This is a genomic window from Candidatus Pelagibacter sp. HIMB1483 (genome assembly GCF_052048135.1).
Lineage (GTDB): Bacteria > Pseudomonadota > Alphaproteobacteria > Pelagibacterales > Pelagibacteraceae > Pelagibacter.
In genome coordinates this window covers 906,113-932,201 of the sequence record NZ_JBNAIM010000002.1, presented here as the reverse complement: position 1 = coordinate 932,201, position 26,089 = coordinate 906,113, and the positions used below count along the sequence as shown (strand labels likewise).

Below are 26,089 nucleotides of genomic sequence, written 5' to 3'. Positions count from 1 at the left end.
TTTATTTAGGTTTTTTTCTGACAGATTTTGTTTGAGATAGTCGCCAAGAATCTAGTTTTTTTTTAACCAAAGAATTGTTATTTGCAATGATGGATGCTGCGAGTAGGGCAGCATTAATTGCGCCATCTTCACCTATAGCTAAAGTTCCGACTGGAATACCTTTGGGCATTTGAACTATAGATAGCAAGCTGTCTAATCCTTTAAGCTTTTTACTTTCTATTGGAACCCCTAAAACTGGAATTGAAGTTATAGCTGAAATCATTCCAGGTAGATGAGCGGAACCTCCTGCACCTGCAATAATTACTCCAATATTATTTTTTTTAGCCGTAATAGCAAATTCATACATTCTTTTTGGAGTTCGATGAGCTGATATTATTTTAGTTTCATACTTTATTTTCAGTTTTTTAAGTATATTTACAGCTAATTTCATAGTTTTGTAGTCAGATTGACTACCCATAACAATTGCCACTTTAAGAAATTTATTCTTTTTCATGATTTTTGTAAGCACAGTTCTTATTTCAAAATTAAATTAAAATTTCAATAAAATAAATAGTAATTAAGAACCATCTTGGTATGATTTAGAATTATTTACCAAAATGAAATTTAAAATTGACAACCTACAGTATTGCAATTGGTCTAGGAAAGTTTTTGAAATTAATAGAGAAGCTGGTTTAGACGCAGTTCATGTAACAATTGTATATCACGAAGATTTTGATGAATTACTAGGTCAAATTCAAAGATGGGAAAAATTATTTAAAGAAAATTCAGATTTAATTTTTCTTGGCAAAAATTTTAAAGACATTGAAAAAGCCAACAAAGAAAAGAAGACAGCAATTTTTTTTGGATTTCAAAATTGCTCACCAATAGAAGATGATATCAATCTAGTTGAAAAAATTCATGAGCTTGGCTGTAGATTTATGCAACTGACATACAACAATCAATCTTTATTAGCTACAGGTTGTTATGAAAAAATTGATAGTGGAGTAACCAATTTTGGTCGTGAGGTTATAAAAGAAATGAATAGAGTTGGAGTGGTAGTTGACATGTCTCATTCTGCAGAAAAAAGCACCTTTGATGCGATAGAAATAAGTGAAAAGCCTATTGCAATAACTCATGCAAACCCATCATTTTGGCATGCAGCAAAAAGAAACAAATCATCTGAATTACTTAAAACTTTAGGTGACAGTGGAGGTATTTTGGGGTTATCACTTTATCCACATCATCTTAAGGACAATACAAATTGCACAATTGATAGTTTTTGTGAAATGGTAGCTAGAACAGCAGAAATAATGAACGTTAATAACATAGGCATAGGTTCTGATTTATGTTTGAATCAACCGGATGAAGTAGTTGAATGGATGAGAAACGGCACCTGGTCAAAAAGTAAAAATTATGGAGAAGGTTCTAAAAATAAACCTGGTTTTCCCAAACAACCAATTTGGTTTGAGGATGCTAGAGGTTTTAAAAACTTGGAAGTAGGTTTAAAAAAAATTGGTTTTACCGAAACAGAAACTAATGGGATACTCGGTAATAATTGGTATAATTTCTATAAAACAATTTAGATATGAAAGTAGAATTGAGAGATCCAAATACCATAATGACACTTTCAAGGCTAGGTTCATTTCACCAATCTAGATTATCTTTTTTAAGAAGTTTTCTATTTGAATTTAAAAATTGGGAGTACAAAAGAGACTTATTTGATTTAGATGAATATGGATTTGGTACTGCAGTGTATTCATTTAAAAAAAAAGATAGAGTTTATTCTTTAGTATGTTTTGCAAACAAAATTAATGATGATGAGAGATCAGATAGAGTAATAGCAACAAAATGGGATGCTGCATTTACTTTACATGATGGAGTGCCTTTGAAAAAAGATATTGAAAGATTGAGAAATGAAGTTCCAAAACAAGAGGTTGGAAGACTTTCTTATAAGGAGCTAACTTTGTCGAGAGCAAATAAGTCGGTAAGAATATTTGATCATGTTGTTGAAAGTTTGAGTAATGGTGTTCAGCCAAATATAGATTTATTAGAGAAAGTGGGTTACCTATATAGAACAACAGCAGTTTATGGATCAGGTAAATTTGGTTTAGCTGATCGTTTTAGAATCAAAAATAGAGAGGAAATTAATGGACCATTTAGATTAGAGATGATGCTGGTCTATCTGGTGAGACAATTTACTTTTGATCAAGTTAATCATGTTGCAAAAAATAAAAATCCAAAGTCTGCAGTTAAGTTAGATCCAAAAATTTGTAAAAAACTTGGAATAGGAAATTCAACAGGATTAGGTATGGCACCATTTATTGTTAACCATCCCACACTATTAAATAATTGGATATTATGTAGAGAGATAGCATTAAAGAAAATTAGAGAAATAAAAAAAGTTGAGACTAAAGATAGCAATCTATTTAAAGATTGCGTCAGAAAATCAATTAAGAATATTACTAGCTGGAATACTGAAAGCGAATATCAATTAAAAAAGATAAAAGATTTATTAAAAGACGTAAAAAGGTTTTTAAATTTTGTTGAAAATGAATTTGATTTTGAAAAAGACTATCCATTTAATCAAATTTATTTTTGGCTAGAAAAGGAAACTTGTGAGGAATGTATTGAATACATTGTATCAATCATGATGGAACCTTATGGTGAAATTGTTAGTCCACTTGTAAAAGAAATGAGTTCGGATGAGGAAAAATATTTTAACATTCCAACTGAGCGAACAGTAGAGGAGTTAAGATTAATTTTAGAGAAAAAATATTCTAATATTTTATCTATTAATTTTGAAAAGATAGAAAACCGTAGAAAATTTTGGTTTATTTCAAAGAATAAAGAAGAACCTAGACTAGCTGATAGATTTGAGGAAGAAGGATCTGACTTAGAACAGCCTCTTGCGATCGCAAGAGATATTAAAGAATTGTACAAAAAATTACTTGTATCAAAAAATAGTTTAAAAATGGACAGGTTTTTAGTTGAAAATTCTCATCTAAGACATGTTGTGAGAAGAGCATTTATTATAGAAAAATTTCCATACTCAGAAATACAAGATAATACTATTGGTGAAAAAATTGTTCCAATAGATATGTTGAGATTGAAATTATCTTTTTTTGGTGCTTTAAAATTTGATCCAAGATCTGATAAATGGCTTCGAATATGTATGTTTCAAGGAGCTCCATTGCCAAATGAATTAAAAAATTTTGATGAACAGTGGGTTTACAATAATAACTAGTAAACTATGAAATCTTTAAGTGAAATTGAAACAACATCTAAAAGAGCAAGTCGTGCTATAGGTTTTTCATGGGGAATATCAGAAGAAGTTGGAAAGTCAGTAAGATTATTGGAGTTATTTGGTTATCCAGGAATTAAAAACTTAAATCATTATTTTCAAAGCAAAAAAAAAGAAAGTTATCAAAATATCAAATTGATTAATCAAATAAATAAATCAGACCAAAAATTATATTGCCCTATTACGCTTGGAGTAAGTTTTCTTGATCAAATTAAAAAAATTGAAAGTTTCGAAAAATGTTCATTTGAAGGAATAGCTTATCCAATATTATTTTTACCTTTTCTTAGTAGATGTTCAGAAATAATTGGAAAAAAAATACTTTTTGAGTTTGAGGAAAATAAATTTTTATTAAATTTCAATATAAGCATTTCCTCTAATAACTTTCAAAAAGAATTTCCAGTTAAAGCAAATAATACTGAAATCAGATTTTTAGAAAATAAAGATAATTTTTCCGAAATAGATTGGAAAAATCTTTATAAACTTTCAGAGGAGACATTTGTAGAGGAAACAGATAGTTTAAAACAAGGTGCCGCTGGTGCAGGTTTAACAGATAATGATTGAAGATAAAGATATAACAAAAAAGGAAGATCAAGATTTAGATGATATCTGTGACGAGTGTAAGAATAAAGATGAAAGTGTATCTCAAAATTTAATCTTAACTGGTTTTAAAATTTGTAAATCCTGTAGAGTTTCTAAAACTATTTTTCCAATTTAACTGATAAAACCACTACTACTCTGAAATAGTGAAAGAATATATATGAAGAATATAATCTGGGGCGCTAAAGATATTAGAGTAGTTTTTATATAATTATTATAACTTAAAATAATATTCAAACCTATTATTAACGAAACGTTATACCAGATATAACTTATTATTATGAAAAATAAAAATGATTGATTAAAAACTAAAAAGTTTAGAAGAAGAGGTGATTGAGCAAAAGCTACTAAGATGATTATTTTTCTAAAATTACAGTTTGTATTTTTATTTCTAAACAAAACCACTCCAATAAAATACAGGTAAGTGGCTTTTATTACCCACATAATGAACGAAGAAAAAATAACAGCTTTAAGTGAAGGTCCTTTTATTGAACCTAAATTAAAGTTTAAATTCATATAGTTTAAGAAAGAACTATTAGGAATTATACTTATTATAGAGCCAAGTAAAATAATCAAGACGGCATAATAAATAGAAGCCTCACCAAAGTTTTTGTTATTACCATAAAGTGTTCTGTCTAGTCTAATGGATCTAATTATTATACTTAAAAATTCGTTAAACATTATTTTTTATTTTTTTTTTCCTCTTTGTAGGAAATGATTAATGGAAATATTATTAAAGCAATAGTAATTATAATGCAAATTGCGATTAAAAAACCTTTTGTCATCTTGGATTTTAAAAAGGGGGAGGATTAAAAACTCCCCCTTTGTAAATTATTTTAACCTTTTACAACTTCTCTCGTATTTGCGTTGAAAGATTCTTTGAATGGAATATCCACAACTACAGCATCTACAGGTGTTCCTGGTTTGTCCGAGTATTTTTCTGGAAGATGAACTTTAAATTTAGTTCCCACCTTTCCTTTTGGAAATCCATTTTGGTTTAATGTTCCATCATATGGCACATATCCCATAGCAATATTAGTTTTCTTTTCAGGATGCCACCATGGTGAGGTTACAAATCCAACAGGATCCCCGCCACCTTCATTTGATATTAACCAAAAATCTGGTGCATAATCATCAATAGGTTTTCCACCTAACTCCAATCCAACTAATTGAAGCTTGTAAGGTTTCTTGCCATCCTTAATTTCTTTGCCCATTTTTTCCAATGCAGCTTTACCCACATAGTCAGCTTTTTTATTCCATTCACCTTTACCAGATAATGAAACCTGATAACCCAAGTTACATTGATAAGGATTATGTTGCATATCCATGTCTTGTCCCCATGAAAGAATACCAGCTTGAATTCTTCTATGGTGTGCAGGAGCAATAACCATTAAATTATGTTTTTTACCTGCTTCAAGGACAGCATTCCACATGTCATCGGCATACAAAGTTGCATTTCTTAAATATATTTCATAACCAGCTTCACCTGAGAAACCAGATTGAGAAATTACACAACTTCTTCCACCAACTTTAACTTCAGCTAAACCATAGAAAGGCATGTTATCCAAATCGACTTGATCTCCAAGTAAATCTTTCATTAATGCTTTAGATTTAGGTCCTTGAATTTGAACTGGACAAGCATCGATTTCTTCAATTGTACAATTGAATCTTCCATCAGCGTTAACACCTTGAAGATACATACCTATATCAGAGTCTGATAAAGAGAACCAAAATTCATCTTTTGAAATTCTTAAAAGAATTGGATCATTTAATACTCCACCATACGCATTACATAAAATTACATATCTTGCTCTCATTGGAGAAATTTTAGTTGCATCTCTAGTGATTACATAATCTGTAAATTTTTCTGCATCTGGACCTTTAACTCTTATTTGTCTTTCAACAGCAACATTCCACATTGTAACATGATTTACAATTGCATCGTATTCAACCATTGCTCCACCATCCTCTGGCTTTACATATCCTCTTGGATGATAAATACGGTTATAAACAGTTGCTCTCCAACAACCTGCCTGCATTGATAAATGCCAATAAGGTGATTTTCTTACCCTTGTTGAAATTAACATTTCAACTTTTGTTGGCCCACTTTGTCTTAAATTGTATGGTACTTCTCTGTCTGATTGATCAACAGAAGTAACATGTTTTAGTTTAGTATAGTCAAATTCTTTAGACATAACCATTCTCCTTCAACCACTTGTTAGTTTCCTTCAAGCCGCCGAATGTATAAATGTGGAAGAAATCTGTATGCGATTTAACTTTCCCAATTAGATCATTAGGGTCTTTAGGTTTTAATAAATCTAACGCCTTACTAAAATTAGATTTAAGAAAATTTAAGGAATTTTTTGCACCCACAATATTTGCAAACTTAATCAAGCTTGATATTTTTAGAGGCCCAGTAATTCCCACATGCACTGGTACGCTTTGTTTAGAAATAAAATCTATTATAGGCTGAGGATCTAATAACCATTGGGTTACGATGTAATCAGCATAAGGCTTTTTGTCTATCATAGCTTTTTCTAAATCTGAATCGGATATATCAGGACTCCCCTCGGGGTGTCCAGCAATTCCTATTGTCATCTTCTCAAAATAGCCAGTCTCTAAAAGTTGGTAAGAGCTATCAAATTTTCCCATTGGTTCTCTTCCTCCACCAATCACTAAAACTTGTTTTACTCCTCCATCTTTACATCTTGAAACATAGTCTTTTAGCTGTTTCTCATCTTGCATTGATCTTGCTGGAAAATGGGGCACTGGATTAAAACCTTTTTTGACTAACTCAACTGCCTGTTGAGCTGTCTCTTTGTAGTCTCCTCCTGGAAGCATGGTAATGTAAATATCACTAACTTGAGGTATTGTATCAAGATCTGTTTGTGGACCTATTTCCAAAGAAAATTTCATTCTCTGATCATTATCTTTTTTGAAAAAGCTGTCAAAGAAATTCACCTAAGGGTGTGGCGAAATATGTTGCCAAAAACTATACCCATGATAATTTTTTTTGTGGACCAAAATCAAAAAAATTTAGCTCTTTCACAAATTCTGGATATAGAAAAACTAAAAAATGTAGAGAAGCCAATAGATAAAGCAAATGGCTTACCAAATGAGTGTTATACAAATAGAGATTATTTAGCCTTCGAGAGAGAAAGAGTATTTTGCAGTAAATGGACAGTAATTGGTGTTGGCAGTTCAATTCCAAATGTTGGTGATGCTAAACCATACAATTTACTTGGAATCCCTTTAATAATCATAAGAGATAAGGATATGAAGGTTAGAGTTTTTCACAATGTCTGCAGTCATAGAGGTTTCAAGCTTTTGGAAAAACCTTGTAAACTTAAAAATGTTATTACATGTCCATATCATTCTTGGTCTTACAATTTTAATGGTAAACTTATAGCCACACCTCATATTGGAGGTTTAAATAAACACCAATCAACAAAATTTGACAAAAATAAAAGCAACCTTAAAGAAGTTAGAACAAAAATATGGATGGATATTATTTTTGTTAATATCAATTCAAATGAAATTGATTTTGACCAATATATAAAGCCACTTGAAGATAGATGGTCTAAATTTATCAATAAAAATGATCAAAAATCAATTGTATATTCCAATGATTACGGACACTTTAGTTTAGAAGTAAAGTCTAATTGGAAGTTTGCAATAGAGAATTATTGTGAAAGCTATCATTTACCCACAATTCATCCTGAATTAAATAAAGTATCAAACATAAACGATCATTATCACATTCAAGGTTTACCTAATAGGTTTGCAGGACAGGGAAGTAAAAAATACGAACAACCAATGAAAGGAAATATGAAATTTAATAATTTTCCAAATTGGGAAAAAAATATTTCAAAAAATTCTGAATATGTAGCTTTATTTCCCAATGTAATGATTGGTCTTCACATAGATCATTTTTATGTCTTTTGGCTAGAGCCAATTTCAATGAATAAAACTAAAGAACATATGGAAATGTATTATGTTGGAAACGACAGTGCTAATGGAGAACAGCTAAAAGAATTAAGAAAAGAAAATTCAAGATTTTGGAATGATGTAATGTTGGAAGATGTAAAAGCAATCGAAGGAATGCAAGAAGGTAGACAATCTCCAGTTTACAATGGTGGAAATTTTTCTCCAGTTATGGATCAACCAACTCATCAATTTCATAAATGGATAGCTAACTGTTTAATTTAACTTTCATGTCACTAAACAAGGTGTTAAAACAAAATAATATTAATACAAAAGGAGAAAAATAATGGCTTACGAATGGGATAACAAGAAACCAACAGCACAAATGTTAGGAAGATGGCAACCGTTTCATGATGGTCATTATACTTTGTTTAAAGAAATAATTAAAAAGACAGGTCAAGTTTGTATACAAATTAGAGATGTTCAAGGAGTAGATGATAATCCTTTTGATTTTGAAACTGTAAAAAAAAATATTGAGGAACGATTAAATCCTGAATTTGAGGGACGATTTAAAATCATGTTAGTTCCTAATATTACTAATATTTGTTATGGCAGAGGTGTTGGATATAAAATTGAAGAAATTGTGCTACCTGAGGAAATACAAAAAATTTCTGCAACTAAAATACGAGCTAAGATGCGTGAAGAGGGTAAATTAAAATAGATTATTAAATGGCAATTTATCAACTTTCTTGTCATTGTAATTCTGTAGAGATTGAGCTTAATTTAAAAAAAGATCTAGAAGAGCTAACAAGATGTAATTGCTCTTTATGCAAAAGACGAGGTTCAATTATGGCTGCTGTAAAACTAAAAGATCTAAAAATTATAAAAGGTAAGGAAAAGTTAAGCTTGTATAAATTTGGAAGAAAACAACATGCAGAACATTTTTTTTGTTCTATTTGTGGAATTTATACCCATCACCAATCTTATACAAAGCCAGAAAATTATGAGTTTAATGTAGCTTGCATTGACTCTATAGACTCATTCAAATTGAAAGACATTCCTATTTATGATGGAATAAAACTATAAATGAATATTAAAATTAAAAAATTATCAGGTGGGATATCAACTGTTATAATAAACGAACCTAAAACATATAATGCTTTATCTTTTAAAAATTTGACTGATTTAATTCAAGTTTTTAAAAAACTTGATAAAGATAAAAATACAAAAGTAATTATTTTAGAGGGATCAGGCAAAGGTTTTAGCGCTGGTCATAATCTTAAAGAAGTAAAAAATCTTAAAGTTAGAAATAAATATCAAAAATTATTTAATCTATGCTCAAAATTAATGATCCAAATAGTTGAAGGAAAAAAACCTGTTATAGCAAAAGTTCATGGTGCTGCATATGCTGCTGGATGTCAATTAGTTGCAAGTTGCGATTTAGCCTACAGTACAAAAGAAGCTTTGTTTGCCACTCCAGGTGTAAATATTGGATTATTTTGCAGTACACCAATGGTAGCAGTTAGTCGTAAAGTGAATAGAAAACCTATGATGAAAATGTTGTTAACAGGTGAACCAATTAAAGCAAATTATGCAAAAGAAATTGGTTTGATAAATGATTATTACTCTAAATCAAAATTAAATAGTGAAGTTTTAAAAATTGCTAAAAAGATTTCATCAAAATCTAATCTTACAATAAAAATTGGTAAACAAGCTTTTTACAAGCAGTTAGAAATGCCATTAAAAAAAGCTTATGCTTATACAAGTAAAATGATGACAATTAATATGATGGCTATGGATGCTAAAGAAGGAATTTCAGCTTTCTTGGAAAAAAGAAAACCAAAATGGAAAAATAAATAATGATTAAAAACATTATAATTATAGTTTTTATAATTATTGGTTTATTTGTAATTTATAATTTTAGAGATCATAATCAAAAAAGAGCTATCGATGCATGTATTGCAGGTAGCCAAAAGCTAGATCAACCTATGACAATAGAAGAAGCAAAAAAGTTTTGTGAAGATCAAATTAAAAATAAATAATGAATGATATTAAAGAAATTCTTTCTAAATATAAAAAAATTGCAATGGTTGGTGTAAGTAATGATCCTAAAAAAGCATCAACTATCGTAATGAAATATATGCAGAAATATGGATTTAAGGTTTATCCTGTAAACCCAAAAGCCAAAGGAAAAAAAATTTTGGGTGAGGAAGTTTTTGAAAAAATTACTGATATCAAAGATCAAGTTGATATTGTTGATGTGTTTAGACCATCAAAAGAGGTACCCTCGATAGCTGAAGATGCTGTTAAAATTGGTGCTAAAGTTTTATGGCTACAATTAGGTATTAGAAATGAAGAAGCAAGAAAGTTGGTAGAGTTAAACAAAATAGAATATATTGAAAATAAATGTACTAAAATGGAATATCAAACTCACTTTTTAAAGATGAGACAAGCTTTTCCAGTTTTGAGTGATTAAATGAATATTGTTAATTTTACTCCAATCTCAGCATTAACAGGTGGATTAATTATTGGTTTTGCTGTTCTGATATTTTTTTTGTTTAATGGAAGATTGATAGGAATAAGTGGTATAGCTAGTAATTTCATTAATAGAGAGGAAAAAAAATTAGATAATTTTTTATTTTTAGTTGGACTAATAATTGGACCTATTTTTTACAAATTTTTTTTCAATAAAGAAATTGATATAAACATTTCTAACTCATTTATTTTATTGATAGTTGCAGGTTTGTTGGTTGGATTTGGTACACGAATTAGCGGCGGATGCACTAGTGGCCATGGCATAAGTGGTATTAGTAGATTTTCTTTGAGATCAATAATAGCAACAATAACATTTATGATTGTTGGAGTTATAACAGTTTTAATCAAAAATTATTTATGAATAAATTGATATCATTACTATCAGGTATAATTTTTGGAATTGGATTAGTTATTTCAGAAATGATCAATCCTCAAAAAGTTTTAGGTTTTTTAGATATATTTGGAAATTGGGATCCATCTTTGGCCTTTGTAATGGCAGGAGCTTTAATAGTTTCTTTACCTACGTTTCATATTATAAAAAAAAAAGAAAAACCATTGTTAGAAGAAAAATTTGATTATTCTTATAATAAAAATATTGATCAAAGATTAATTTTAGGATCAATTTTGTTTGGTGCAGGTTGGGGGCTTGCTGGATTGTGTCCAGGGCCAGCTATTTCGTCATTAGCTTTATTGAACTTTTACTCAATGTCTTTTGTAATTTCAATGTTTATTGGTTTTTATTTAGTAAAACTATTTGACTCTATTACCCAAGCTCGATGATAAAAATCATCAATATTTTTTTGTATAAGAGATTTAGCTAAAGACTCCGCTTCTTTTTTGTCTGCAAAAGGTCCGTATTCTTTTTTTGTTTTTTCATCAAGGGTATTTATTTCATTTGGATTTTTGTGAGTACCTTCAATGACAGAGTAATTAATCATATTGGGTATTTATAAATAATTTTAATGTTTTAAATGTGACATTTTAGTATTATTCAATTTTAATGAAAAAAATATTTCTCATATATGGTCACTATGATGATAAATCTTTTAATGCAGCAATAAAGGAAACTTTCATTAAATCAGCTAAAGAAAAAGGACATTCAGTAGATGCTGTTGATTTATATAAAGAAAAATTTAATCCAGTTTTTGCAGGTGAAGAACCAGATAATATTGTTTTAGATCATAGAAAAAGAATAGATGCTTGTGATACTATTGTTTTAATCGCACCAATTTGGAATTTTAGAATGCCAGCAATTGTTGAAGGTTGGATAGACAAAGTCCTAGCGCCACCTTGGGCATTTAGATTTAAACAGTTGTGGGGCAATTATGGATATCCAATTGGAAACCTTAGAGACAAAAAAGCAATTATTTTTTGCACTTATGGTTCTCCAAGATTAGCCATTACAACTTTTTTTTTAAATTTACCGATAAGACGATTAAAAAGAGGTGTTTTTCATATGTGCGGCATTTATAATATTAATTACAGAAGATATTTTGCTGTACCATTTGTAAGTGAGGAAAAGAGAAAACAATTTCTTGATGACGTTAAAAAAACTGCTCTTAACGTTTAATATTATTTTATTTTATTTCCTAAGCACTGTTGTTTTAAAAGCTGATTTAATAACTCCAAAGAGTTCAATAAAACCTAAGGAAGTAATTGAGATACAACTTACAGGATTGATGAAAAATGATAACTTTTTTAAAGATAGTGGTATCGAACAAACTTGGAATTTTGCACACCCTGAGAATAAAAAAAACACAGGTCCTCTCCCTAACTTTAAACAAATGATAAAAGGTAGGTCTTACCAAATGTTAATCAATCATGTTAGTCATACAATTACTGAGGTTGGAAGTAGTGACAAATGGGCTCAATTTGAGGTAATAATTTTAGATCAAAATAAAATTTATCATAAGTTCAATTGGCAAGTTGAAAAATATACTATGGACGGGCCTTTAAAGGACTGTTGGTTAACTACAATGGTCTCTAGTCCGATACCTTTAGGTAGTTCAATTTGATTATCCACATGACAATTTTGTTTCGTTATGAATAAAAATTTAGTAGGAATCTGCTAATGAAATCTAAAGCAAAAGTAGTAGTTGTTGGTGGTGGGGTAGTAGGTGTAAGCGCACTTTATCATTTAGCAAAAAAAGGCTGGTCAGAAGTTGTTTTAGTTGAGAGAAAAGAATTAACCTCAGGTTCTACTTGGCATGCTGCGGGATTGTTACCACTTTTTAATATGAGTTATTCTGTTGGACAACTTCATAAATATGCAGTCAACCTATATAAAAAATTAGAGGAAGAAACTGGAAAAAATGTTGGCTTCAGTGTTGTATCAAATATTCGTTTAGCCAGTACAAAAGATAGAATGGATGAGTATCATCAATATGCAGGTGTGGCTAAAACTATTGGGGTTGATGTAAAATTTTTAACTCCACAACAAGTGAAAGAAATTTGGCCGCTATGTCATACAGATGATTTAGTTGGAGCAATTCAACATCCTGAAGATGGATATATTCAGCCAGCTGATTTAACTCAAGCACTTGCAACAGGTGCAAGAAATATGGGAGCTGAGATTTACAGAAATACAACTGTGCTTGCAATGAAACAAACAAAAGATGGATGGATTGTTGAAACCGATAAAGGCTCTATAGAATGTGAACATGTAATTTCTTGTTCAGGTAACTTTGCAAGACAAACTGGAGAAATGGTTGGCTTAGATATTCCAGTTATACCTGTTGAACATCAATATATTGTGACAGAACCACATCCTGAAATTCAAAAAAGAAAAAAAGAAGGTCTTCCTGAGATGGGAGTGTTGAGAGATAGTGATAGCAGATGGTACATGAGAGAAGAAGCTGGTGGATTGATTTTAGGTCCTTATGAAGATGGAGCTCCAGCTTGTTATGTTGAGGGTCCATCAAAAGACTCCGAGTATGAATTATTTCAAGAAGATTTAGATAGACTCGCTCCACACATTGAAGGCGCAATACATCGAGTTCCTGCTTTTGGTGAAGTAGGTGTTAAGAAAGTTTATAATGGAGCAATTTGTTACACACCAGATGGGAATCCAATCGTTGGTCCTGCTTGGGGATTAAAAAATTTTTGGATTAATGAAGGTCATAGCTTTGGGATTACTGCTGCAGGTGGAGCAGGTTGGCAATTAGCAGAATGGATTGTAGATGGAGAACCAACAATAGATATGTTAGGTGTTGAACCTAGACGTTATGGAAATTATGCAACTAAATCATATTTGAAAGCAAAAAATGAAGAAGCTTATAGTCATGTTTTTATAGTTCATTATCCCGATGAAGAAAGACCAGCAGCTAGACCTCTTAGAACTGCACCTTGTTATGAAAGAATGAAAGCACTTGGTGCTGTATTTGGTCAGAAATTTGGATGGGAAAGACCGAACTTTTTTGCAACTGATGGCATGGAGCAAAAGGATGATTGGTCATTTAGAAGGTCAAAGTGGTTTGATGCAATTAAAAAAGAATGTGAAAATGTTAAAAAAAATGTTGGCCTTTTAGATATGACAGCATTTGCAAAATGTAGAATTAAAGGACCAAAAGCCGAGGAATTTTTAGATTATTTAGTTGCAAACAAGCTTCCTAAAAAAATTGGTAGAATTAATTTATGTCATGCTCTTAATACAAAAGGTGGAGTTCATTCTGAATTTACCATCATGAAAGAAGCAGAAAATAGCTATTATCTTGTATCTGCTGGAGCCAACTTAAGATTAGACCATGATTGGATACAAAAATGGATGCCAACAGATGGATCAGTTATATTTGAAGATCTTACAAATAGTACTGGGGTACTTGTTGTTGCAGGACCAAAAGCAAGAGAATTGATGCAAAAAGTATCAACAGATGATTTTTCAAATGAAAATTTTAAATGGTTAACTGCTAAAAATGTTAATGTTGGATATGCACCAGTAAATGCAATGAGAGTAAATTTCGTTGGTGAACTTGGGTGGGAATTACATCATCCAATTGAATATCAAAATCATATTTTTGATAAATTAATGGAAGCTGGAAAAGATTTAGGCCTAAAGCCGTTTGGAATTAGAGCTATGAATAGTTTAAGAGTTGAAAAATCTTACAAACTTGTTGGAACAGAATTATCTATTGAGTATTCTCCTTACGAGTCTGGTCTTGATAGGTTTATTCATCCGAATAAGGGTAACTTTATAGGATTAGAAGCTTTAAACAAATGGAGAGAAAAAGGTTTTGATAATAAGTTAGTTACATTAGAAGTTCATAATACAACTGATGCTGACGTTTTAGGCAATAATCCAATTTATAAAGATAATAAAGTAGTGGGAAGGGCAACTGGAGGCGAATATGGTTTTAGATTGGATAAATCAATTGCACTTGCCATGGTAAAACCTGATTTAGCAAATGTTGGAGAAAAACTTCAGGTTGATATTTTAGGTAAAATACATGATGCAACTATTTTGGATGAAAGTCCTTATGATGCAGAAAATAAATTATTGAGAGCTTAATGAAGATTTTAGTCGCTGTAAAAAGAGTAATTGATTATAACGTGCAAGTTAGAGTTAAAGAGGATAACACAGGTGTGGTCACGGATAATGTTAAAATGTCAACCAATCCACCAGATGATAATGCAATTGAGGAAGCAGTTAAGATTAAAGAGGCAGGTAAAGCCACAGAGGTAGTTGCTGTAAGTGTTGGTGAAGAAAAAGCTCAGGAAACAGTTCGTAAAGCTCTAGCCGTTGGAGCTGACAGAGGAATTCTTGTTAAAGCTGATGGTATATTAGAACCTTTAGCTGTTTCAAAACTTTTACAAAAAATTGTAGAAAAAGAAAAACCAGATTTAGTTTTTATGGGCAAACAAGCAATCGATGATGACTGCAATCAAACGGGTCAAATGTTAAGTGCTTTACTTAATTGGCCTCAAGCAACTTTTGCATCAAAGATTGAAGTTAAAGATAAGAAATTAGAAGTCACTAGAGAAATAGATGAAGGTTTAGAGACAATTGAGATAAATGTTCCAGCAATTGTTACTTGTGATTTAAGATTGAATGAACCAAGATATGCTTCATTACCAAATATTATGAAAGCCAAAAAGAAACCTATTGAACAAATAAATGCGTCAGATTTAGGAGTAGATACATCTCCAAGAATAGAACAAATTAAAGTTGAGGAACCACCAAAAAGAAAAGCAGGAATAAAGGTTTCTAGTGTAGCTGAATTAGTTCAAAAATTAAAAAATGAAGCAAAGGTAATATAAAAAATGTCGGTATTATTAATAGCAGAGCATAATAATAAAGAACTACGACCTTTTACACTTAATGCTGTAACGGCAGCTTCACTAATTGATGCGGACGTTCATGCTCTTATTATTGGCCAAAGTTGTGGAGATGCAGCAAAAGCCTTGTCAGAACTACCATTAGTTAAAAAAGTTATTCAAGTTGAGGCTGCTCATTATGAAAACTTTATTGCTGAAAATTTTGCTCCAGTTGTAGTTAAATTAGCTAATGATTATTCACATATTATTTGTTCAGCAAATACATTTGGAAAAAACTTAATGCCAAGAATTGCAGCAGCTTTGGATACTTCACAAATAAGTGACATTACAAAAGTCGTTTCTCCTGACACTTTTTTAAGACCAATTTATGCGGGTAATGCTTTTGCAACAGTTAAAAGTAAGGATCCGAAAAAATGCGTAACTATTAGACCTACTTCTTTTGACCCATGTGAAAGTTCTGGTGGTTCTGCACCAATTGAAAAAGCAGATGCAGGAGAAGAGTTTAATCAAACAAAATTTATTAAAAGAGAGGAAATTAAATCAGATAGACCTGAACTGGGTACCGCAAGAGTTGTAATTTCTGGAGGTAGAGGAATGCAAAGTGGAGATAATTTTAAATTGATTACTTCGATTGCTGATAAATTAAATGCTGCAATAGGCGCATCTAGAGCTGCAGTTGACGCAGGATACATAAGTAACGATCATCAGGTTGGTCAAACAGGTAAGGTCGTGGTTCCCGATTTATATATTGCAGTTGGAATATCTGGAGCCATTCAACATCTTGCTGGAATGAAAGAAAGTAAAATAATTGTTGCAATTAACAAAGATGGAGAGGCCCCTATATTTAGTGTTGCAGATTATGGTCTTGAAGCTGATCTTTTTGAGGCTCTTCCACAATTCTTAGAAGAATTGAACAAATTAAACACTATACAAAAATAACAGAATCTGTAAAAAATTAGAATATGTCTAGAGAGACAATGGAATATGATGTTGTAATTGTTGGTGGAGGTCCATCAGGTTTATCTACGGCAATAAAATTGAAGCAACTAGACTCTAATTTAAATGTTTGCTTGTTAGAAAAAGCTTCTGAGATAGGTGCACATATCTTAAGTGGTAACGTTTTTGAAACAAGAGCTTTAGATGAACTTATACCTAATTGGAAAGAATTAAACTCACCAATTAAAACAAAAGTAACGAAAGAAAAATTTTTATTCTTAGGAAAAAACAAATCTATAAGTTGGCCAACTTGGTTGCTTCCATCTGTACAACAAAATCATAAAAATTATATTATTAGCTTAGCTAACTTGTGTAGGTGGCTTGCTGAACAAGCTGAATCTTTAGGTGTGGAAATATTCCCAGGATTTCCCGCAAGTGAAATTTTATATAATGAAGATGGATCCGTTAAAGGTGTTGCTACGCAAGATATGGGAATTGATAAAGATGGAAACAAAAAAGATAGTTTTGAACCTGGAATGGAACTTTTAGGAAAAGTTACAGTTTTTGCAGAAGGATGCAGAGGCCATTTAGGAAAACAACTAATTAAGAAATTTGAATTAGACAAAGATAAAGATCCTCAACAATATGGAATAGGTTTTAAAGAAATTTGGGAGGTCGATGAAAAAAATCATGAGAAAGGTTTGGTAATGCATACAGCTGGTTGGCCATTAGATAAAAATACTTATGGTGGTAGTTTTATGTATCATGCTGAAAACAAACAAGTCTTTCTAGGATATGTTATAGGTTTGGATTATAAGAATCCTCATCTGTCACCGTTTGATGAATTTCAAAGATTTAAAACCCATCCATCAATTAAAAAAATAATCGAAGGTGGAAAAAGAATATCCTACGGTGCTAGAGCTTTAATAGAAGGTGGTTTTCAAAGTTTACCCAAGATGTATATGCCTGGTGCTTTATTAATTGGTTGTGATGCAGGAACTTTAAATATGCCAAAGATTAAAGGATCACATACGGCTATGAAGAGTGGAATTTTAGCTGCTGAGACAATTGTCGAGAATATAAATAATGAAAAGAACTTATCTATATATGAGGAAAAATTTAAAAAAAGCTGGCTTTATGAGGAATTATTCAAAGCAAGAAATGTAAAACCTAGCTTTAGTTGGGGCTTAATTTTAGGGATAATATTTACTGGAATTGATCAAATATTATTTAGAGGCAAACTGCCATTTACTTTAAAGCACAAACATGCGGATCATGAAACGTTAAAATTAGCTAGTGAAATGCCTAAAATAGAATATCCAAAACCTGATAACGTAATTACTTTTGACAAAACAAGCTCTGTTTATTTAACAGGTACTAATCATGCAGATAATCAACCTGTTCATTTAAAATTAAAAGATCCATCTTTACCAATCAATTATACTTTAGAAAAATTTGATGAACCTGCCCAAAGATATTGTCCAGCTGGTGTTTATGAAGTTCAACAAGAAAATGGTTTGAATAAGTTTGTCATTAATTCTCAAAATTGTATCCATTGTAAAACTTGTGATATTAAAGAACCTTCTCAAAATATTACTTGGGTTACACCAGAAGGTGGTGGCGGTCCAAAATATGGAAATATGTAATTAAGATAAATCTATTGCAAATTTCTTAAGTGTTTCTATTGGTAATATCTTAAGTGTATTTTCGTGAGTACTTTTTAAATATATGGGGCAGCCTTTACCTGCCTCGACTGCTCTAGCATACCAACTTGCACAAACACACCAACCATCACCATCTTTTAACCCTGGAAAACCATATTCTGGGTGAGGTGTGATTAAATCATTTCCTGCTTCTTTGCACCATTCTAAAAATTCTGTAGTCACTTTTGCACAAACTGTATGTACACCATGATCATTTTCATCAGTGTTACAACAACCATCTCTATACCACCCAGTAAGTGGATCATTAGAACAATTTTCTAGGTTTTCTCCTAAAACGTTTTTTTGAATTTTATCCATTTATTTTTTCTAATGTTTTTTTATCTATGTCTATGTTAAATGAAAAAGACCTTCTTTCACCGTCTACATTAAATGGATAAGCAGTATGCATTAAATAATTTGGAAAAATTATCATGTCACCTACTTTTGGTTTATGATTAAAGATACTTTTATTTAAAAATGATCTAGAACCGTGAATAAAATCTATTGTTCCATTAGTTTTTGATTTTTTTTTACTTTTTATAAAATTTTTTGGCATCTTTAAATAACCTACACCAGATATACTTCCAGAATGATAATGAATTGGGTTATATTCATTTTTAAATTGTCTAACTACCCAAAAATTTTTTAGTTTAATGTCATTAATATTTTTTTGTGAAGTTTTCTTAATAAAACTTTTTACATTTTTTTTTAAAAATTTTATTAGATGTTTGTTTATAAAATTTTTTGATAATTGTAATTCTTGTTTTACTTCACCCACTAATTTTTTTGAATAGTCACTTTTTTTTGTTTTAAATTTGTCTTTTAAAATATTATCTACTTCATTATTTATTTCAGATATTATTTTTTTTGGTATCTTAATAACTGCTAACTTTGGACCGAAAGGACTTTGGATTTTCATAAAAATCTAAATTTTTGTAGGATTTGGTTGTCCTTTATAAACTTCTTCTGGATCAAATTTTTTTTCTTTTTCTAAGAATTTCATCTCAATTTTTCTCCCATCATCAATTGGACCTAATGGCACTGATCTATAAAAACAAGATCTATAGCCCACATGACAACTCGCACCATCGCCTATATCTACGGTTAACCAAATAGAATCTTGATCATCATCAATTCTAACTTCAGTTACTTTTTGTACAAAACCACTTGTTTTACCTTTGTGCCAAATAGCATTTCTTGATCTGCTAAAATAATGAGCTTCTTTCGTTTCAATGGTTTTTTTCAATGCTTCAACATTCATATATCCATGCATTAAAATGTCTTTTGTTTTAGAACACATTGTAACAACAGGTATCAACCCATCATTATCAAATTTTGGTGAAAGAAGATTTCCCTCTTCAATTTCGACTACATTTTCTCTTTTTTTGAACATATACGGTGATTATGTAGCACATATCTGGATATATTAAATATTTTAAAATTGCGCAATTATATGTATAAAACCCACAATGAAATTAGTTAAAGATACAGACAATAATCAAGATTTAAAAAAAGTTTCTGATAAAGAAGCTGAAGAGGCTTTCAAGACAATTTTAACTTGGATGGGTGAGGATCCAAATAGAGAAGGGTTGTTGGAAACTCCAAAAAGAGTAGTCAAAGCATTTAAGGAATATTTTAAAGGATATAAAGAAGATCCAACACAAGTTTTAGATAAAACTTTTGGTGATGTTGAAGGTTACGATGATATGGTTGTTCAAAAAAATATATCTATCCATAGTCACTGCGAACACCATATGGCTCCAATTATTGGTAAAGCTCATGTGGCTTATATACCTAAAGAAAGAGTTGTCGGATTAAGTAAATTGGCAAGAGTTGTTGAAGTTTTTTCAAAAAGACTACAAACACAGGAAAGATTAACTATGCAAATTGCGAATACACTAATGGAGTCTTTAGATGCAAAAGGTGTTGCGGTCACAATAGACTCTACCCATCAGTGTATGACTATGAGAGGAATTAAAAAAGAACAAGCTACAACAGTCACAAATTATTATTTAGGTCAATTTAAAGAGGATCTTTCATATCAAAATAGATATTTAAGATTTATCAGCATAGCAAAAGAATAAAAAGTGTCTGATCAATTTAAAGCATTAGTTTTAAATCAACAAGGTGAAGATTTTACAAGAGAAGTTAAATCAATAGATAAAAGTTTTTTAAAGCACGGTGATGTAACCGTTAAAGTTGATTATTCTGATTTAAATTTTAAAGATGGAATGATTTTAAAAAATGGTGGAAGGTTAGTAAAAGAATTTCCACATATACCAGGAATAGATTTTTCAGGGACTGTAATAGAAAGTGAAAATTCAAAATTTAAAGAAGGTGACAATGTCATTCTAACTGGTTTTAGAGTAGGTGAAATTTTTTATGGAGGATATTCACAAATTGCAAAAGTAAATGGAGATTTTTTAGTAAAGAGACCAAAAAACTTAACAAGTAAGCAAGCTATGATTTTAGGAACAGCTGGCTTCACTTCTTTGATGAGTGCATTTGCAATTAAAGCTAGAGAAGAAATATTATTAGGTGAAAAAGTAAAAGATGTTTTGGTAACTGGTGCAACAGGAGGTGTTGGAAGTGTTGCTGTGATTATATTGAATAAAATGGGTTATAATGTGACAGCAGTTACTGGAAAAGATTCTAAAGCTGATTATTTAAAATCATTAGGTGCAAAAAATGTTATCAATCGTAGTGAATTTGACAAAGATCCAAGATTGATTGATAAAGGTTTGTGGGATGGAGTTGTAGATACTGTTGGTGGAAAAATATTAGCTAATGCAATTGTACAAACAAATCCTAATGGAATTATTGCGGTATGTGGAAATGCAAATACCAATGAATTAAATACAAACGTAATACCTTTTATGCTTAGAGGGATTAAACTTTGGGGAATGGACTCTGCTAATTGTAGCATTAAAAGAAGAGAATTTATTTGGGGTGAAGCAGCAAATTTAGTTGATTTTAGTTTATTAGAAAAATCAATACAAACAGTAAGTTTAGAGGAGTTAGTTGAAACTTATCCTAAAATATTAAAAGGAGAAATTGCAGGAAGAGTTTTAGTTGATTTAAATAAATAATGGATTGGGATAAATTAAAGATATTTCATGCAGTTGCTGAAGCAGGAAGTTTTACCAATGCAACGGTTAATTTAAATCTTAGTCAATCTGCAATTAGTAGGCAAATACAGTCCCTTGAACAAGATTTAAAAGTTCAATTATTTGAAAGACATGCAAGAGGATTAACTCTTACTGAAAATGGAGAGTATGTATTTAAAACTGCTCATGAAGTAATTAGTAAATTAAAAGAAGTTGAAACGTCTTTAGGTGATCAAAAAAATAAACCAACTGGAAAACTAACGATTACAACAGTTAGAAGCTTCGGAACACACTGGCTGACACCAAGAATTGAAGAATTTATGCGGCTAAATCCTGAGGTAGAAATTGAGCTAATTTTTGAGGATAAAGAGTTGGATTTAAGTACAAGGCAAGCTGATATCGGCATTTTTATGAGAAGGCCAAAACAACTTAATTATATTCAAAAAAAACTTATAGATTTGAAATATTATATATATGGATCAAATAAATACTTAGAAAAATTTGGTATGCCTAAAACTATAGGTGATTTAAATAAGCATAGATTTATTTCTTTTGGAAAAGGTGCTCCCTCACCAGTTTACAATCCAGATTGGGCATTAAAATTAGGAATGCACGATGGTAAAAAGCGAAAGCCAATAATGAAAGTAAATAGTGTTATGGGCCTATTGTTAGCTGTAGAATCTGGAGTAGGCTTAGCAGCATTACCTGAGTATTTAGTGAGCAATTCTTCAAATGTAATAAAAGTTTTACCAAAATCTGAAGGACCTATTACAGAAGCTCACTTTGTTTATCCTCAATCACTTAAAAATACAGCTAGAGTTCAAGCTTTTAGAAATTTCCTATTCAGCAAAATAGGCGACTGGAAGTCTTAAAATGCGTCAAAATTAACGTTTTTTTTTTGATATTGATAATCATTCTCATTGACAATGTATATTAAAATCATTATAAGCTCCGCATGGAAACAACTCTAACACCATTTTTAAGCTCACTATTTATCCTTTTAAGAGAAGGATTTGAGGCAATGCTAATAGCAATATTAGTATTTATGTACTTAGATAAAGTTCAAGCAAGAGACAAAAGACCAGCAGTAGTTTGGGGAATAATCGCTGGAATAGTTGCGTCATTGTTTATTGCACTAGGTTTCAAAAAAATAGTTGGATTAACTTCAGCTCATGAAGAGTTATTCGAAGGTGGGGTTATGATAATTGCATCAGGTATGTTAGCTTATGTTGCATTCTTTTGTCATAATGCAAAACAACATGTTGAAGGAAAAGTCGACAAAGCTATTGCAACAGGTAATTCATTTGTTTTAGGTTTTACAGTATTTTTAGCAATTTTAAGAGAAGGTTTCGAAGTAGTTTTATTCTATGGTGCATTAATCGGTTCTGGAATTTACAATACTGTTCCAGTTTTTACAGGAGCTTTTGTAGGTGCAATAGCATTAGTTGCTGTTTATTTTGGATTAAATAAAATTACAAAAGTTATTCCGATTGGTATATTCTTTAGAGCATCAAGTGTTCTTTTAGCATTACTTGCAGTCTACTTTGCTTATGAAGGTGTTCATGAGTTTAGTGAAGGTATTGAAGCCTTAAAAGTCTAAATTTTTCTATCTCGAAATATTAAATAAGTATATACATCTTTTGATGTCAAAATTTAAAATTTTCTCTCAAGGCATAATTGATGTAAGTCCTTTAATGATTCCAGTGGTGCCATTTGGTCTAATCTTTGGTGTTTTGGCGATTGATATTGGCTTCACTCCATTAGAAACAATGGGCATGTCTTTAATAGTTTTTGGAGGAGCCTCTCAAATTGTTCTTTTACAATTATTTTCTGGTGGTGCTTCATCCTTAGTCATTATAAGTTCAGTTGGGGCAGTTAACTCAAGACATCTTCTTTATGGAGCTGTTGTCTCTGAACATTTATCAGATTTAAAATTAATTTGGAAAATCATAATTTCTTATTTCTTAATTGATCAAGCATTTGCAATATCAAATGAATATTTGAAGAGAAATGAAAATAAAAATAGATATTTTCATTTATTTGGTGCTGGTGCAACTTGTTGGATAATTTGGCAATCAACTACATTTTTAGGAATTGTATTGGGTGCAGCAATACCAGAAAAATTAGGTCTGAGTTTTGCAGTTCCATTAACTTTTTTAGCATTATTAGTTAATGATTTTAGAAAGTTTATTAATGTAATTGTAATAATTATTTCAGGTTTTGTATCCACGTTAGGATATAATTATATACCATTCAAAGCTTATATAATAATTGCAGCTCTAACAGGTTTAATTTCAGCGATAATATTAACAAAGATTATAAAAAAATAATGAGTAATTGGGCATTAATAATTTATTGTGGATTGATTACTTATCTTACAAGATTTTCAATGATAGCATTAATTAAAAAAGAAATGTTCAATGATAGAATTAGAGAAGTTTTATCTTATGTTCCTTCAGCTATATTTCCAGCAATAATATTTCCAGCTATTTTTTTTGATAACTCTGGTTCATTCATATTAGAGGATAATCCAAAGATTATTGCAGCAATAATTGCAACAATAATTGGAATTTTTTCAAGAAGTATAATTGCGACAATATTTTCTGGATTAGCTTCTTATTGGTTTATAATATTTGTTATATAAGAGTTATATGAAAAAAATTTTTATATTTATTTTTTGTTTATTTGTTTTCAATAGTGGTGCAATAGCAAAAGAAACAACTTTCAAAAAAGAATTATTTGATAAAGCGCAAGCAGAGGGTAAAGTTGTAATAGTTAGTTCTTGGATTAAGTATTGTACATCTTGTGCTAGTCAAATGAAAGTTTTAGATAAAGCTAAAAATGATTTTGATAATATAGAATATTTTGCCTTCGATGTTACAAATAAAGAAATAGCAGAATTATTTGATGTGCAGTATCAAACCACACTTTTAATTTTTAAGGACAAAAAGTTAGTTTATAGAAGTATTGGTGAGACAACTAAAGATCTGATTTATAAAGCTATTCAGTCTTCAATTTAAAATTAAGCTCCCAAATTAATATTTCTTGAAACATTAAAATCAAGTTCAGCAGGTTTTTTTATATCTAAATTATTCATTATATCGATATACTCATCGACACTACTTATTTGTAATCGTGGATTTTGTTTTTTCTCTTTTCCAATAGTACTTACTTTTTCACCTTTGTAATCATGAGCGGGATATAAAAGTGTTTCATCGGGTAATTTCAAAAGTTTATTAAATATTGAATTATAAGCATCTTTAGCATTACCATTTTGAAAATCTGTTCTACCAGTCCCATTAATTAACAATGTATCACCAGAAAAAAGATAATTATCCATTAGAAAACTATAGCTATCAGAAGTATGTCCTGGCGTGTACATTGCTCTAATCTTAATATTATCTAAATTAATATATTCGTCATCTTTAACTTTAATTTCCACTGACTCTGCTGGAGTATGATCACCCATTATTGTTGAGCATTTTGTAATATCTTTAAGTTTAGAGGCTCCAGTTACATGGTCGGCATGAATGTGGGTATCAATTACTTTTACTAATTTTAAATTTAATTCTTTAAGAATGTTTATGTATTCGTTAACATTTTCCAGAACTGGATCAATAATTAAGGCCTCTCTTCCATTGCCAGATGAGATCAAATAAGTGTATGTAGAGGACTTTGTATCGAATAATTGTTTAAAAATCATATTTTTATATTAACACATAAGTACAATTTGACCCATTTATAAAATTTAAATAAATATTAATTATTTTTCCAATATGAAATTCATTAAAATTGTATTTTTTCTACTAATTCTAAATTCATTTGCTTTTGCAGATAAGAACATGAAAATTGGTTCTAAAGGAAATGCCAATGACGTATCTCGTGTAATAAAAGTTGTCATGTATGATAATTATTATGAACCTAGCTCATTTCAAATAAATGCGGGTGAGACTATAAAATTTGAAGTTGAAAATGCAGGTGAGCTTGTTCATGAGTTTAATATAGCGAACAAAATGATGCATATGAAACATCAGCCTGAAATGGAAAAAATGGTTGAAAATGAAATTCTTTTTGCTGACTCAATTGATAAAGATAAAATGAAGAAAATGGCAAAGATGGATAAGTCTATGGGTCATTCACACAGCAATAGTGTTTTGTTAGAACCAAAACAAAAAGGAGATATCATTTGGAAATTTGATAATGCAGTTAACATAGAAGTTGCTTGCAATGTTCCTGGTCATTATCAAGCTGGAATGATAGCCAAAGTTAATATAAAATAATCAAATGGAAAATACCGCTGCTACCAATTTTAATTGGTCGTGCAAACATACTTGGAAAAGAAGTGCTAAAAATACTGCCTGGTGTTTACTTGGCTGTGCTATCGGTGATTTTGGAACAATTTTATTTTTTCAATTAACTAAAGTTCCATTCCCAGTTTTAGGAATTATGACACTAGCTATTATTAATGGTTTAATTACTAGTATTATTTTAGAAACAGTTATTTTGATGAGGCAAGATTTAGATTTCTTAAAAGCTTTTAAAACAGCCATGGGTATGAGTTTTATCTCTATGATAAGTATGGAAGTTACAATGAATTTGACAGATTATCTTTTAACTGGTGGTGCTATATTAACCTGGTGGGTAATTCCAATCATGCTTTTAGTTGGTTTTTTAACTCCTTGGCCTTACAATTATTGGAGACTTAAAAAATTTGGCGTTACGTGCCATTAGTCAAA

The 26,089-nt window shown here is 30.5% G+C and carries 35 protein-coding genes; 27 read left to right on the top strand and 8 right to left on the bottom strand.

Annotated elements, in window-relative coordinates; translation table 11 throughout:
• Position 1: 1 nt before the first annotated feature.
• Positions 2-493, bottom strand: coding sequence for a 5-(carboxyamino)imidazole ribonucleotide mutase (gene purE, locus ACTTAV_RS05740; RefSeq protein ID WP_440670828.1), 492 nt, complete (start codon positions 491-493; stop codon positions 2-4).
• 103 nt (positions 494-596) lie between these two features.
• On the opposite strand from purE, the gene ACTTAV_RS05735 reads away from it, so the two are divergent.
• From ACTTAV_RS05735 to ACTTAV_RS05720, 4 genes are read left to right on the top strand one after another with little or no spacing between them, the layout of a single operon-like run.
• Positions 597-1,562 (top strand): membrane dipeptidase, encoded by a 966-nt coding sequence (locus ACTTAV_RS05735; protein ID WP_440670827.1) that lies wholly within the window; start codon positions 597-599, stop codon positions 1,560-1,562.
• Between the two features lie 2 nt (positions 1,563-1,564).
• The gene (locus tag ACTTAV_RS05730) at positions 1,565-3,223 is read left to right on the top strand and encodes a hypothetical protein (RefSeq protein WP_440670825.1); all 1,659 of its coding nucleotides are present in this window, start codon (positions 1,565-1,567) and stop codon (positions 3,221-3,223) included.
• 6 nt (positions 3,224-3,229) lie between these two features.
• Positions 3,230-3,841: a DUF3726 domain-containing protein gene (locus ACTTAV_RS05725; RefSeq protein ID WP_440670824.1), complete on the top strand. Its 612-nt coding sequence runs from the start codon at positions 3,230-3,232 to the stop codon at positions 3,839-3,841.
• A complete protein-coding gene (locus ACTTAV_RS05720; RefSeq protein WP_440670822.1) occupies positions 3,834-3,995 on the top strand; it encodes a hypothetical protein in 162 nt (53 codons plus the stop codon). Before ACTTAV_RS05725 ends, ACTTAV_RS05720 begins: the two co-directional genes overlap by 8 nt.
• A 718-nt stretch (positions 3,996-4,713) precedes the next feature.
• On the opposite strand, the gene ACTTAV_RS05715 is transcribed toward ACTTAV_RS05720, so the two are convergent.
• Positions 4,714-6,072, bottom strand: a complete 1,359-nt coding sequence (locus ACTTAV_RS05715; protein WP_440670821.1) for an aminomethyl transferase family protein — start codon at positions 6,070-6,072, stop codon at positions 4,714-4,716.
• A complete protein-coding gene (locus ACTTAV_RS05710; RefSeq protein ID WP_440670820.1) occupies positions 6,065-6,793 on the bottom strand; it encodes a methylenetetrahydrofolate reductase in 729 nt (242 codons plus the stop codon). Before ACTTAV_RS05710 ends, ACTTAV_RS05715 begins: the two co-directional genes overlap by 8 nt.
• Before the next feature lie 99 nt (positions 6,794-6,892).
• Between ACTTAV_RS05710 and ACTTAV_RS05705 the strand changes: the two genes are divergently transcribed.
• From ACTTAV_RS05705 to ACTTAV_RS05670, 8 genes are all read left to right on the top strand, one after another.
• On the top strand, positions 6,893-8,086 hold the full coding sequence (locus ACTTAV_RS05705; protein ID WP_440671033.1) for an aromatic ring-hydroxylating oxygenase subunit alpha: 1,194 nt from the start codon (positions 6,893-6,895) through the stop codon (positions 8,084-8,086).
• A 61-nt stretch (positions 8,087-8,147) separates the two neighbouring features.
• Positions 8,148-8,522, top strand: coding sequence for a cytidyltransferase (locus ACTTAV_RS05700; protein ID WP_440670818.1), 375 nt, complete (start codon positions 8,148-8,150; stop codon positions 8,520-8,522).
• A gap of 8 nt (positions 8,523-8,530) precedes the next feature.
• Complete coding sequence (locus ACTTAV_RS05695; RefSeq protein WP_440670817.1) at positions 8,531-8,887, top strand: GFA family protein; 357 nt, start codon at positions 8,531-8,533, stop codon at positions 8,885-8,887.
• Positions 8,888-9,661 carry an enoyl-CoA hydratase gene (locus tag ACTTAV_RS05690; protein ID WP_440670816.1) on the top strand — a complete coding sequence of 258 codons (774 nt, stop codon included), beginning with the start codon at positions 8,888-8,890 and terminating at the stop codon, positions 9,659-9,661.
• Positions 9,661-9,843: a hypothetical protein gene (locus tag ACTTAV_RS05685; protein WP_440670815.1), complete on the top strand. Its 183-nt coding sequence runs from the start codon at positions 9,661-9,663 to the stop codon at positions 9,841-9,843. Before ACTTAV_RS05690 ends, ACTTAV_RS05685 begins: the two co-directional genes overlap by 1 nt.
• Positions 9,843-10,277: a CoA-binding protein gene (locus ACTTAV_RS05680; RefSeq protein ID WP_440670814.1), complete on the top strand. Its 435-nt coding sequence runs from the start codon at positions 9,843-9,845 to the stop codon at positions 10,275-10,277. Before ACTTAV_RS05685 ends, ACTTAV_RS05680 begins: the two co-directional genes overlap by 1 nt.
• The gene (locus ACTTAV_RS05675; protein WP_440670813.1) at positions 10,278-10,697 is read left to right on the top strand and encodes a YeeE/YedE family protein; all 420 of its coding nucleotides are present in this window, start codon (positions 10,278-10,280) and stop codon (positions 10,695-10,697) included.
• Complete coding sequence (locus ACTTAV_RS05670; RefSeq protein ID WP_440670812.1) at positions 10,694-11,116, top strand: DUF6691 family protein; 423 nt, start codon at positions 10,694-10,696, stop codon at positions 11,114-11,116. Before ACTTAV_RS05675 ends, ACTTAV_RS05670 begins: the two co-directional genes overlap by 4 nt.
• Here ACTTAV_RS05670 and ACTTAV_RS05665 read toward each other — a convergent pair.
• Entirely contained in the window at positions 11,074-11,274 is a 201-nt protein-coding gene (locus tag ACTTAV_RS05665; RefSeq protein WP_440670810.1) for a hypothetical protein, read from the bottom strand. The genes ACTTAV_RS05670 and ACTTAV_RS05665 overlap by 43 nt on opposite strands.
• A gap of 62 nt (positions 11,275-11,336) precedes the next feature.
• Here ACTTAV_RS05665 and ACTTAV_RS05660 point away from each other — a divergent pair, with 62 nt between their 5' ends.
• From ACTTAV_RS05660 to ACTTAV_RS05635, 6 genes are read left to right on the top strand one after another with little or no spacing between them, the layout of a single operon-like run.
• Positions 11,337-11,906 (top strand): NAD(P)H-dependent oxidoreductase, encoded by a 570-nt coding sequence (locus ACTTAV_RS05660; protein WP_440670809.1) that lies wholly within the window; start codon positions 11,337-11,339, stop codon positions 11,904-11,906.
• Entirely contained in the window at positions 11,875-12,351 is a 477-nt protein-coding gene (locus tag ACTTAV_RS05655) for a hypothetical protein (RefSeq protein WP_440670808.1), read from the top strand. The genes ACTTAV_RS05660 and ACTTAV_RS05655 overlap by 32 nt, the downstream gene beginning before the upstream one ends.
• 56 nt (positions 12,352-12,407) lie before the next feature.
• Positions 12,408-14,840, top strand: a complete 2,433-nt coding sequence (locus ACTTAV_RS05650; RefSeq protein ID WP_440670807.1) for a GcvT family protein — start codon at positions 12,408-12,410, stop codon at positions 14,838-14,840.
• Positions 14,840-15,589, top strand: a complete 750-nt coding sequence (locus ACTTAV_RS05645; RefSeq protein ID WP_440670806.1) for an electron transfer flavoprotein subunit beta/FixA family protein — start codon at positions 14,840-14,842, stop codon at positions 15,587-15,589. The genes ACTTAV_RS05650 and ACTTAV_RS05645 overlap by 1 nt, the downstream gene beginning before the upstream one ends.
• 3 nt (positions 15,590-15,592) lie before the next feature.
• A complete protein-coding gene (locus ACTTAV_RS05640; protein ID WP_440670805.1) occupies positions 15,593-16,546 on the top strand; it encodes an electron transfer flavoprotein subunit alpha/FixB family protein in 954 nt (317 codons plus the stop codon).
• Positions 16,547-16,569: 23 nt separating this feature from the next.
• Entirely contained in the window at positions 16,570-18,189 is a 1,620-nt protein-coding gene (locus tag ACTTAV_RS05635; protein WP_440670804.1) for an electron transfer flavoprotein-ubiquinone oxidoreductase, read from the top strand.
• Here the strand turns inward: ACTTAV_RS05635 and ACTTAV_RS05630 are convergent, their stop codons facing one another.
• The 3 genes from ACTTAV_RS05630 to hisI are packed head-to-tail and all read right to left on the bottom strand — an operon-like array spanning position 18,190 to position 19,639.
• Positions 18,190-18,564, bottom strand: coding sequence for a DUF2237 family protein (locus tag ACTTAV_RS05630; RefSeq protein ID WP_440670802.1), 375 nt, complete (start codon positions 18,562-18,564; stop codon positions 18,190-18,192).
• The gene (locus tag ACTTAV_RS05625; RefSeq protein WP_440670800.1) at positions 18,557-19,165 is read right to left on the bottom strand and encodes a putative 2OG-Fe(II) oxygenase; all 609 of its coding nucleotides are present in this window, start codon (positions 19,163-19,165) and stop codon (positions 18,557-18,559) included. The genes ACTTAV_RS05630 and ACTTAV_RS05625 overlap by 8 nt, the downstream gene beginning before the upstream one ends.
• 6 nt (positions 19,166-19,171) lie before the next feature.
• Positions 19,172-19,639 carry a phosphoribosyl-AMP cyclohydrolase gene (gene hisI / locus ACTTAV_RS05620; protein WP_440670798.1) on the bottom strand — a complete coding sequence of 156 codons (468 nt, stop codon included), beginning with the start codon at positions 19,637-19,639 and terminating at the stop codon, positions 19,172-19,174.
• A gap of 76 nt (positions 19,640-19,715) precedes the next feature.
• Here hisI and folE point away from each other — a divergent pair, with 76 nt between their 5' ends.
• From folE to ACTTAV_RS05585, 7 genes are all read left to right on the top strand, one after another.
• Positions 19,716-20,330, top strand: a complete 615-nt coding sequence (gene folE / locus ACTTAV_RS05615) for a GTP cyclohydrolase I FolE (protein WP_440670796.1) — start codon at positions 19,716-19,718, stop codon at positions 20,328-20,330.
• 3 nt (positions 20,331-20,333) lie between these two features.
• The gene (locus ACTTAV_RS05610) at positions 20,334-21,335 is read left to right on the top strand and encodes an MDR family oxidoreductase (RefSeq protein ID WP_440670794.1); all 1,002 of its coding nucleotides are present in this window, start codon (positions 20,334-20,336) and stop codon (positions 21,333-21,335) included.
• Complete coding sequence (locus ACTTAV_RS05605) at positions 21,335-22,225, top strand: LysR family transcriptional regulator (protein WP_440670792.1); 891 nt, start codon at positions 21,335-21,337, stop codon at positions 22,223-22,225. The genes ACTTAV_RS05610 and ACTTAV_RS05605 overlap by 1 nt, the downstream gene beginning before the upstream one ends.
• An 83-nt stretch (positions 22,226-22,308) precedes the next feature.
• Entirely contained in the window at positions 22,309-22,953 is a 645-nt protein-coding gene (locus ACTTAV_RS05600; RefSeq protein WP_440670791.1) for an FTR1 family iron permease, read from the top strand.
• 43 nt (positions 22,954-22,996) lie between these two features.
• Positions 22,997-23,683 carry an AzlC family ABC transporter permease gene (locus ACTTAV_RS05595; RefSeq protein WP_440670789.1) on the top strand — a complete coding sequence of 229 codons (687 nt, stop codon included), beginning with the start codon at positions 22,997-22,999 and terminating at the stop codon, positions 23,681-23,683.
• Positions 23,683-23,997, top strand: a complete 315-nt coding sequence (locus tag ACTTAV_RS05590) for an AzlD domain-containing protein (RefSeq protein WP_440670787.1) — start codon at positions 23,683-23,685, stop codon at positions 23,995-23,997. The genes ACTTAV_RS05595 and ACTTAV_RS05590 overlap by 1 nt, the downstream gene beginning before the upstream one ends.
• A gap of 7 nt (positions 23,998-24,004) precedes the next feature.
• Positions 24,005-24,373, top strand: a complete 369-nt coding sequence (locus ACTTAV_RS05585) for a TlpA family protein disulfide reductase (protein WP_440670785.1) — start codon at positions 24,005-24,007, stop codon at positions 24,371-24,373.
• A gap of 2 nt (positions 24,374-24,375) precedes the next feature.
• Here ACTTAV_RS05585 and ACTTAV_RS05580 read toward each other — a convergent pair whose 3' ends face one another.
• Positions 24,376-25,056, bottom strand: coding sequence for an MBL fold metallo-hydrolase (locus tag ACTTAV_RS05580; RefSeq protein ID WP_440670783.1), 681 nt, complete (start codon positions 25,054-25,056; stop codon positions 24,376-24,378).
• A 73-nt stretch (positions 25,057-25,129) separates the two neighbouring features.
• Here ACTTAV_RS05580 and ACTTAV_RS05575 point away from each other — a divergent pair, with 73 nt between their 5' ends.
• Together ACTTAV_RS05575 and ACTTAV_RS05570 are read left to right on the top strand one after the other, a co-directional pair.
• The gene (locus tag ACTTAV_RS05575; RefSeq protein ID WP_440670781.1) at positions 25,130-25,633 is read left to right on the top strand and encodes a cupredoxin domain-containing protein; all 504 of its coding nucleotides are present in this window, start codon (positions 25,130-25,132) and stop codon (positions 25,631-25,633) included.
• Positions 25,634-25,637: 4 nt separating this feature from the next.
• A complete protein-coding gene (locus tag ACTTAV_RS05570; RefSeq protein ID WP_440670780.1) occupies positions 25,638-26,084 on the top strand; it encodes a DUF4396 domain-containing protein in 447 nt (148 codons plus the stop codon).
• The last annotated feature ends 5 nt before the right edge of the window (positions 26,085-26,089 follow it).

What these genes read in the sequence shown, in the direction of transcription:
- purE (WP_440670828.1), bottom strand. Translation starts at nt 493, where the DNA reads ATGAAAAAGAATAAATTTCTTAAAGTGGCAATTGTTATGGGTAGTCAA.
- ACTTAV_RS05735 (WP_440670827.1), top strand. Translation starts at nt 597, where the DNA reads ATGAAATTTAAAATTGACAACCTACAGTATTGCAATTGGTCTAGGAAA.
- ACTTAV_RS05730 (WP_440670825.1), top strand. Translation starts at nt 1,565, where the DNA reads ATGAAAGTAGAATTGAGAGATCCAAATACCATAATGACACTTTCAAGG.
- ACTTAV_RS05725 (WP_440670824.1), top strand. Translation starts at nt 3,230, where the DNA reads ATGAAATCTTTAAGTGAAATTGAAACAACATCTAAAAGAGCAAGTCGT.
- ACTTAV_RS05720 (WP_440670822.1), top strand. Translation starts at nt 3,834, where the DNA reads ATGATTGAAGATAAAGATATAACAAAAAAGGAAGATCAAGATTTAGAT.
- ACTTAV_RS05715 (WP_440670821.1), bottom strand. Translation starts at nt 6,072, where the DNA reads ATGTCTAAAGAATTTGACTATACTAAACTAAAACATGTTACTTCTGTT.
- ACTTAV_RS05710 (WP_440670820.1), bottom strand. Translation starts at nt 6,793, where the DNA reads ATGAAATTTTCTTTGGAAATAGGTCCACAAACAGATCTTGATACAATA.
- ACTTAV_RS05700 (WP_440670818.1), top strand. Translation starts at nt 8,148, where the DNA reads ATGGCTTACGAATGGGATAACAAGAAACCAACAGCACAAATGTTAGGA.
- ACTTAV_RS05695 (WP_440670817.1), top strand. Translation starts at nt 8,531, where the DNA reads ATGGCAATTTATCAACTTTCTTGTCATTGTAATTCTGTAGAGATTGAG.
- ACTTAV_RS05690 (WP_440670816.1), top strand. Translation starts at nt 8,888, where the DNA reads ATGAATATTAAAATTAAAAAATTATCAGGTGGGATATCAACTGTTATA.
- ACTTAV_RS05685 (WP_440670815.1), top strand. Translation starts at nt 9,661, where the DNA reads ATGATTAAAAACATTATAATTATAGTTTTTATAATTATTGGTTTATTT.
- ACTTAV_RS05680 (WP_440670814.1), top strand. Translation starts at nt 9,843, where the DNA reads ATGAATGATATTAAAGAAATTCTTTCTAAATATAAAAAAATTGCAATG.
- ACTTAV_RS05675 (WP_440670813.1), top strand. Translation starts at nt 10,278, where the DNA reads ATGAATATTGTTAATTTTACTCCAATCTCAGCATTAACAGGTGGATTA.
- ACTTAV_RS05670 (WP_440670812.1), top strand. Translation starts at nt 10,694, where the DNA reads ATGAATAAATTGATATCATTACTATCAGGTATAATTTTTGGAATTGGA.
- ACTTAV_RS05665 (WP_440670810.1), bottom strand. Translation starts at nt 11,274, where the DNA reads ATGATTAATTACTCTGTCATTGAAGGTACTCACAAAAATCCAAATGAA.
- ACTTAV_RS05660 (WP_440670809.1), top strand. Translation starts at nt 11,337, where the DNA reads ATGAAAAAAATATTTCTCATATATGGTCACTATGATGATAAATCTTTT.
- ACTTAV_RS05655 (WP_440670808.1), top strand. Translation starts at nt 11,875, where the DNA reads ATGACGTTAAAAAAACTGCTCTTAACGTTTAATATTATTTTATTTTAT.
- ACTTAV_RS05650 (WP_440670807.1), top strand. Translation starts at nt 12,408, where the DNA reads ATGAAATCTAAAGCAAAAGTAGTAGTTGTTGGTGGTGGGGTAGTAGGT.
- ACTTAV_RS05645 (WP_440670806.1), top strand. Translation starts at nt 14,840, where the DNA reads ATGAAGATTTTAGTCGCTGTAAAAAGAGTAATTGATTATAACGTGCAA.
- ACTTAV_RS05640 (WP_440670805.1), top strand. Translation starts at nt 15,593, where the DNA reads ATGTCGGTATTATTAATAGCAGAGCATAATAATAAAGAACTACGACCT.
- ACTTAV_RS05635 (WP_440670804.1), top strand. Translation starts at nt 16,570, where the DNA reads ATGTCTAGAGAGACAATGGAATATGATGTTGTAATTGTTGGTGGAGGT.
- ACTTAV_RS05630 (WP_440670802.1), bottom strand. Translation starts at nt 18,564, where the DNA reads ATGGATAAAATTCAAAAAAACGTTTTAGGAGAAAACCTAGAAAATTGT.
- ACTTAV_RS05625 (WP_440670800.1), bottom strand. Translation starts at nt 19,165, where the DNA reads ATGAAAATCCAAAGTCCTTTCGGTCCAAAGTTAGCAGTTATTAAGATA.
- hisI (WP_440670798.1), bottom strand. Translation starts at nt 19,639, where the DNA reads ATGTTCAAAAAAAGAGAAAATGTAGTCGAAATTGAAGAGGGAAATCTT.
- folE (WP_440670796.1), top strand. Translation starts at nt 19,716, where the DNA reads ATGAAATTAGTTAAAGATACAGACAATAATCAAGATTTAAAAAAAGTT.
- ACTTAV_RS05605 (WP_440670792.1), top strand. Translation starts at nt 21,335, where the DNA reads ATGGATTGGGATAAATTAAAGATATTTCATGCAGTTGCTGAAGCAGGA.
- ACTTAV_RS05600 (WP_440670791.1), top strand. Translation starts at nt 22,309, where the DNA reads ATGGAAACAACTCTAACACCATTTTTAAGCTCACTATTTATCCTTTTA.
- ACTTAV_RS05595 (WP_440670789.1), top strand. Translation starts at nt 22,997, where the DNA reads ATGTCAAAATTTAAAATTTTCTCTCAAGGCATAATTGATGTAAGTCCT.
- ACTTAV_RS05590 (WP_440670787.1), top strand. Translation starts at nt 23,683, where the DNA reads ATGAGTAATTGGGCATTAATAATTTATTGTGGATTGATTACTTATCTT.
- ACTTAV_RS05585 (WP_440670785.1), top strand. Translation starts at nt 24,005, where the DNA reads ATGAAAAAAATTTTTATATTTATTTTTTGTTTATTTGTTTTCAATAGT.
- ACTTAV_RS05580 (WP_440670783.1), bottom strand. Translation starts at nt 25,056, where the DNA reads ATGATTTTTAAACAATTATTCGATACAAAGTCCTCTACATACACTTAT.
- ACTTAV_RS05575 (WP_440670781.1), top strand. Translation starts at nt 25,130, where the DNA reads ATGAAATTCATTAAAATTGTATTTTTTCTACTAATTCTAAATTCATTT.
- ACTTAV_RS05570 (WP_440670780.1), top strand. Translation starts at nt 25,638, where the DNA reads ATGGAAAATACCGCTGCTACCAATTTTAATTGGTCGTGCAAACATACT.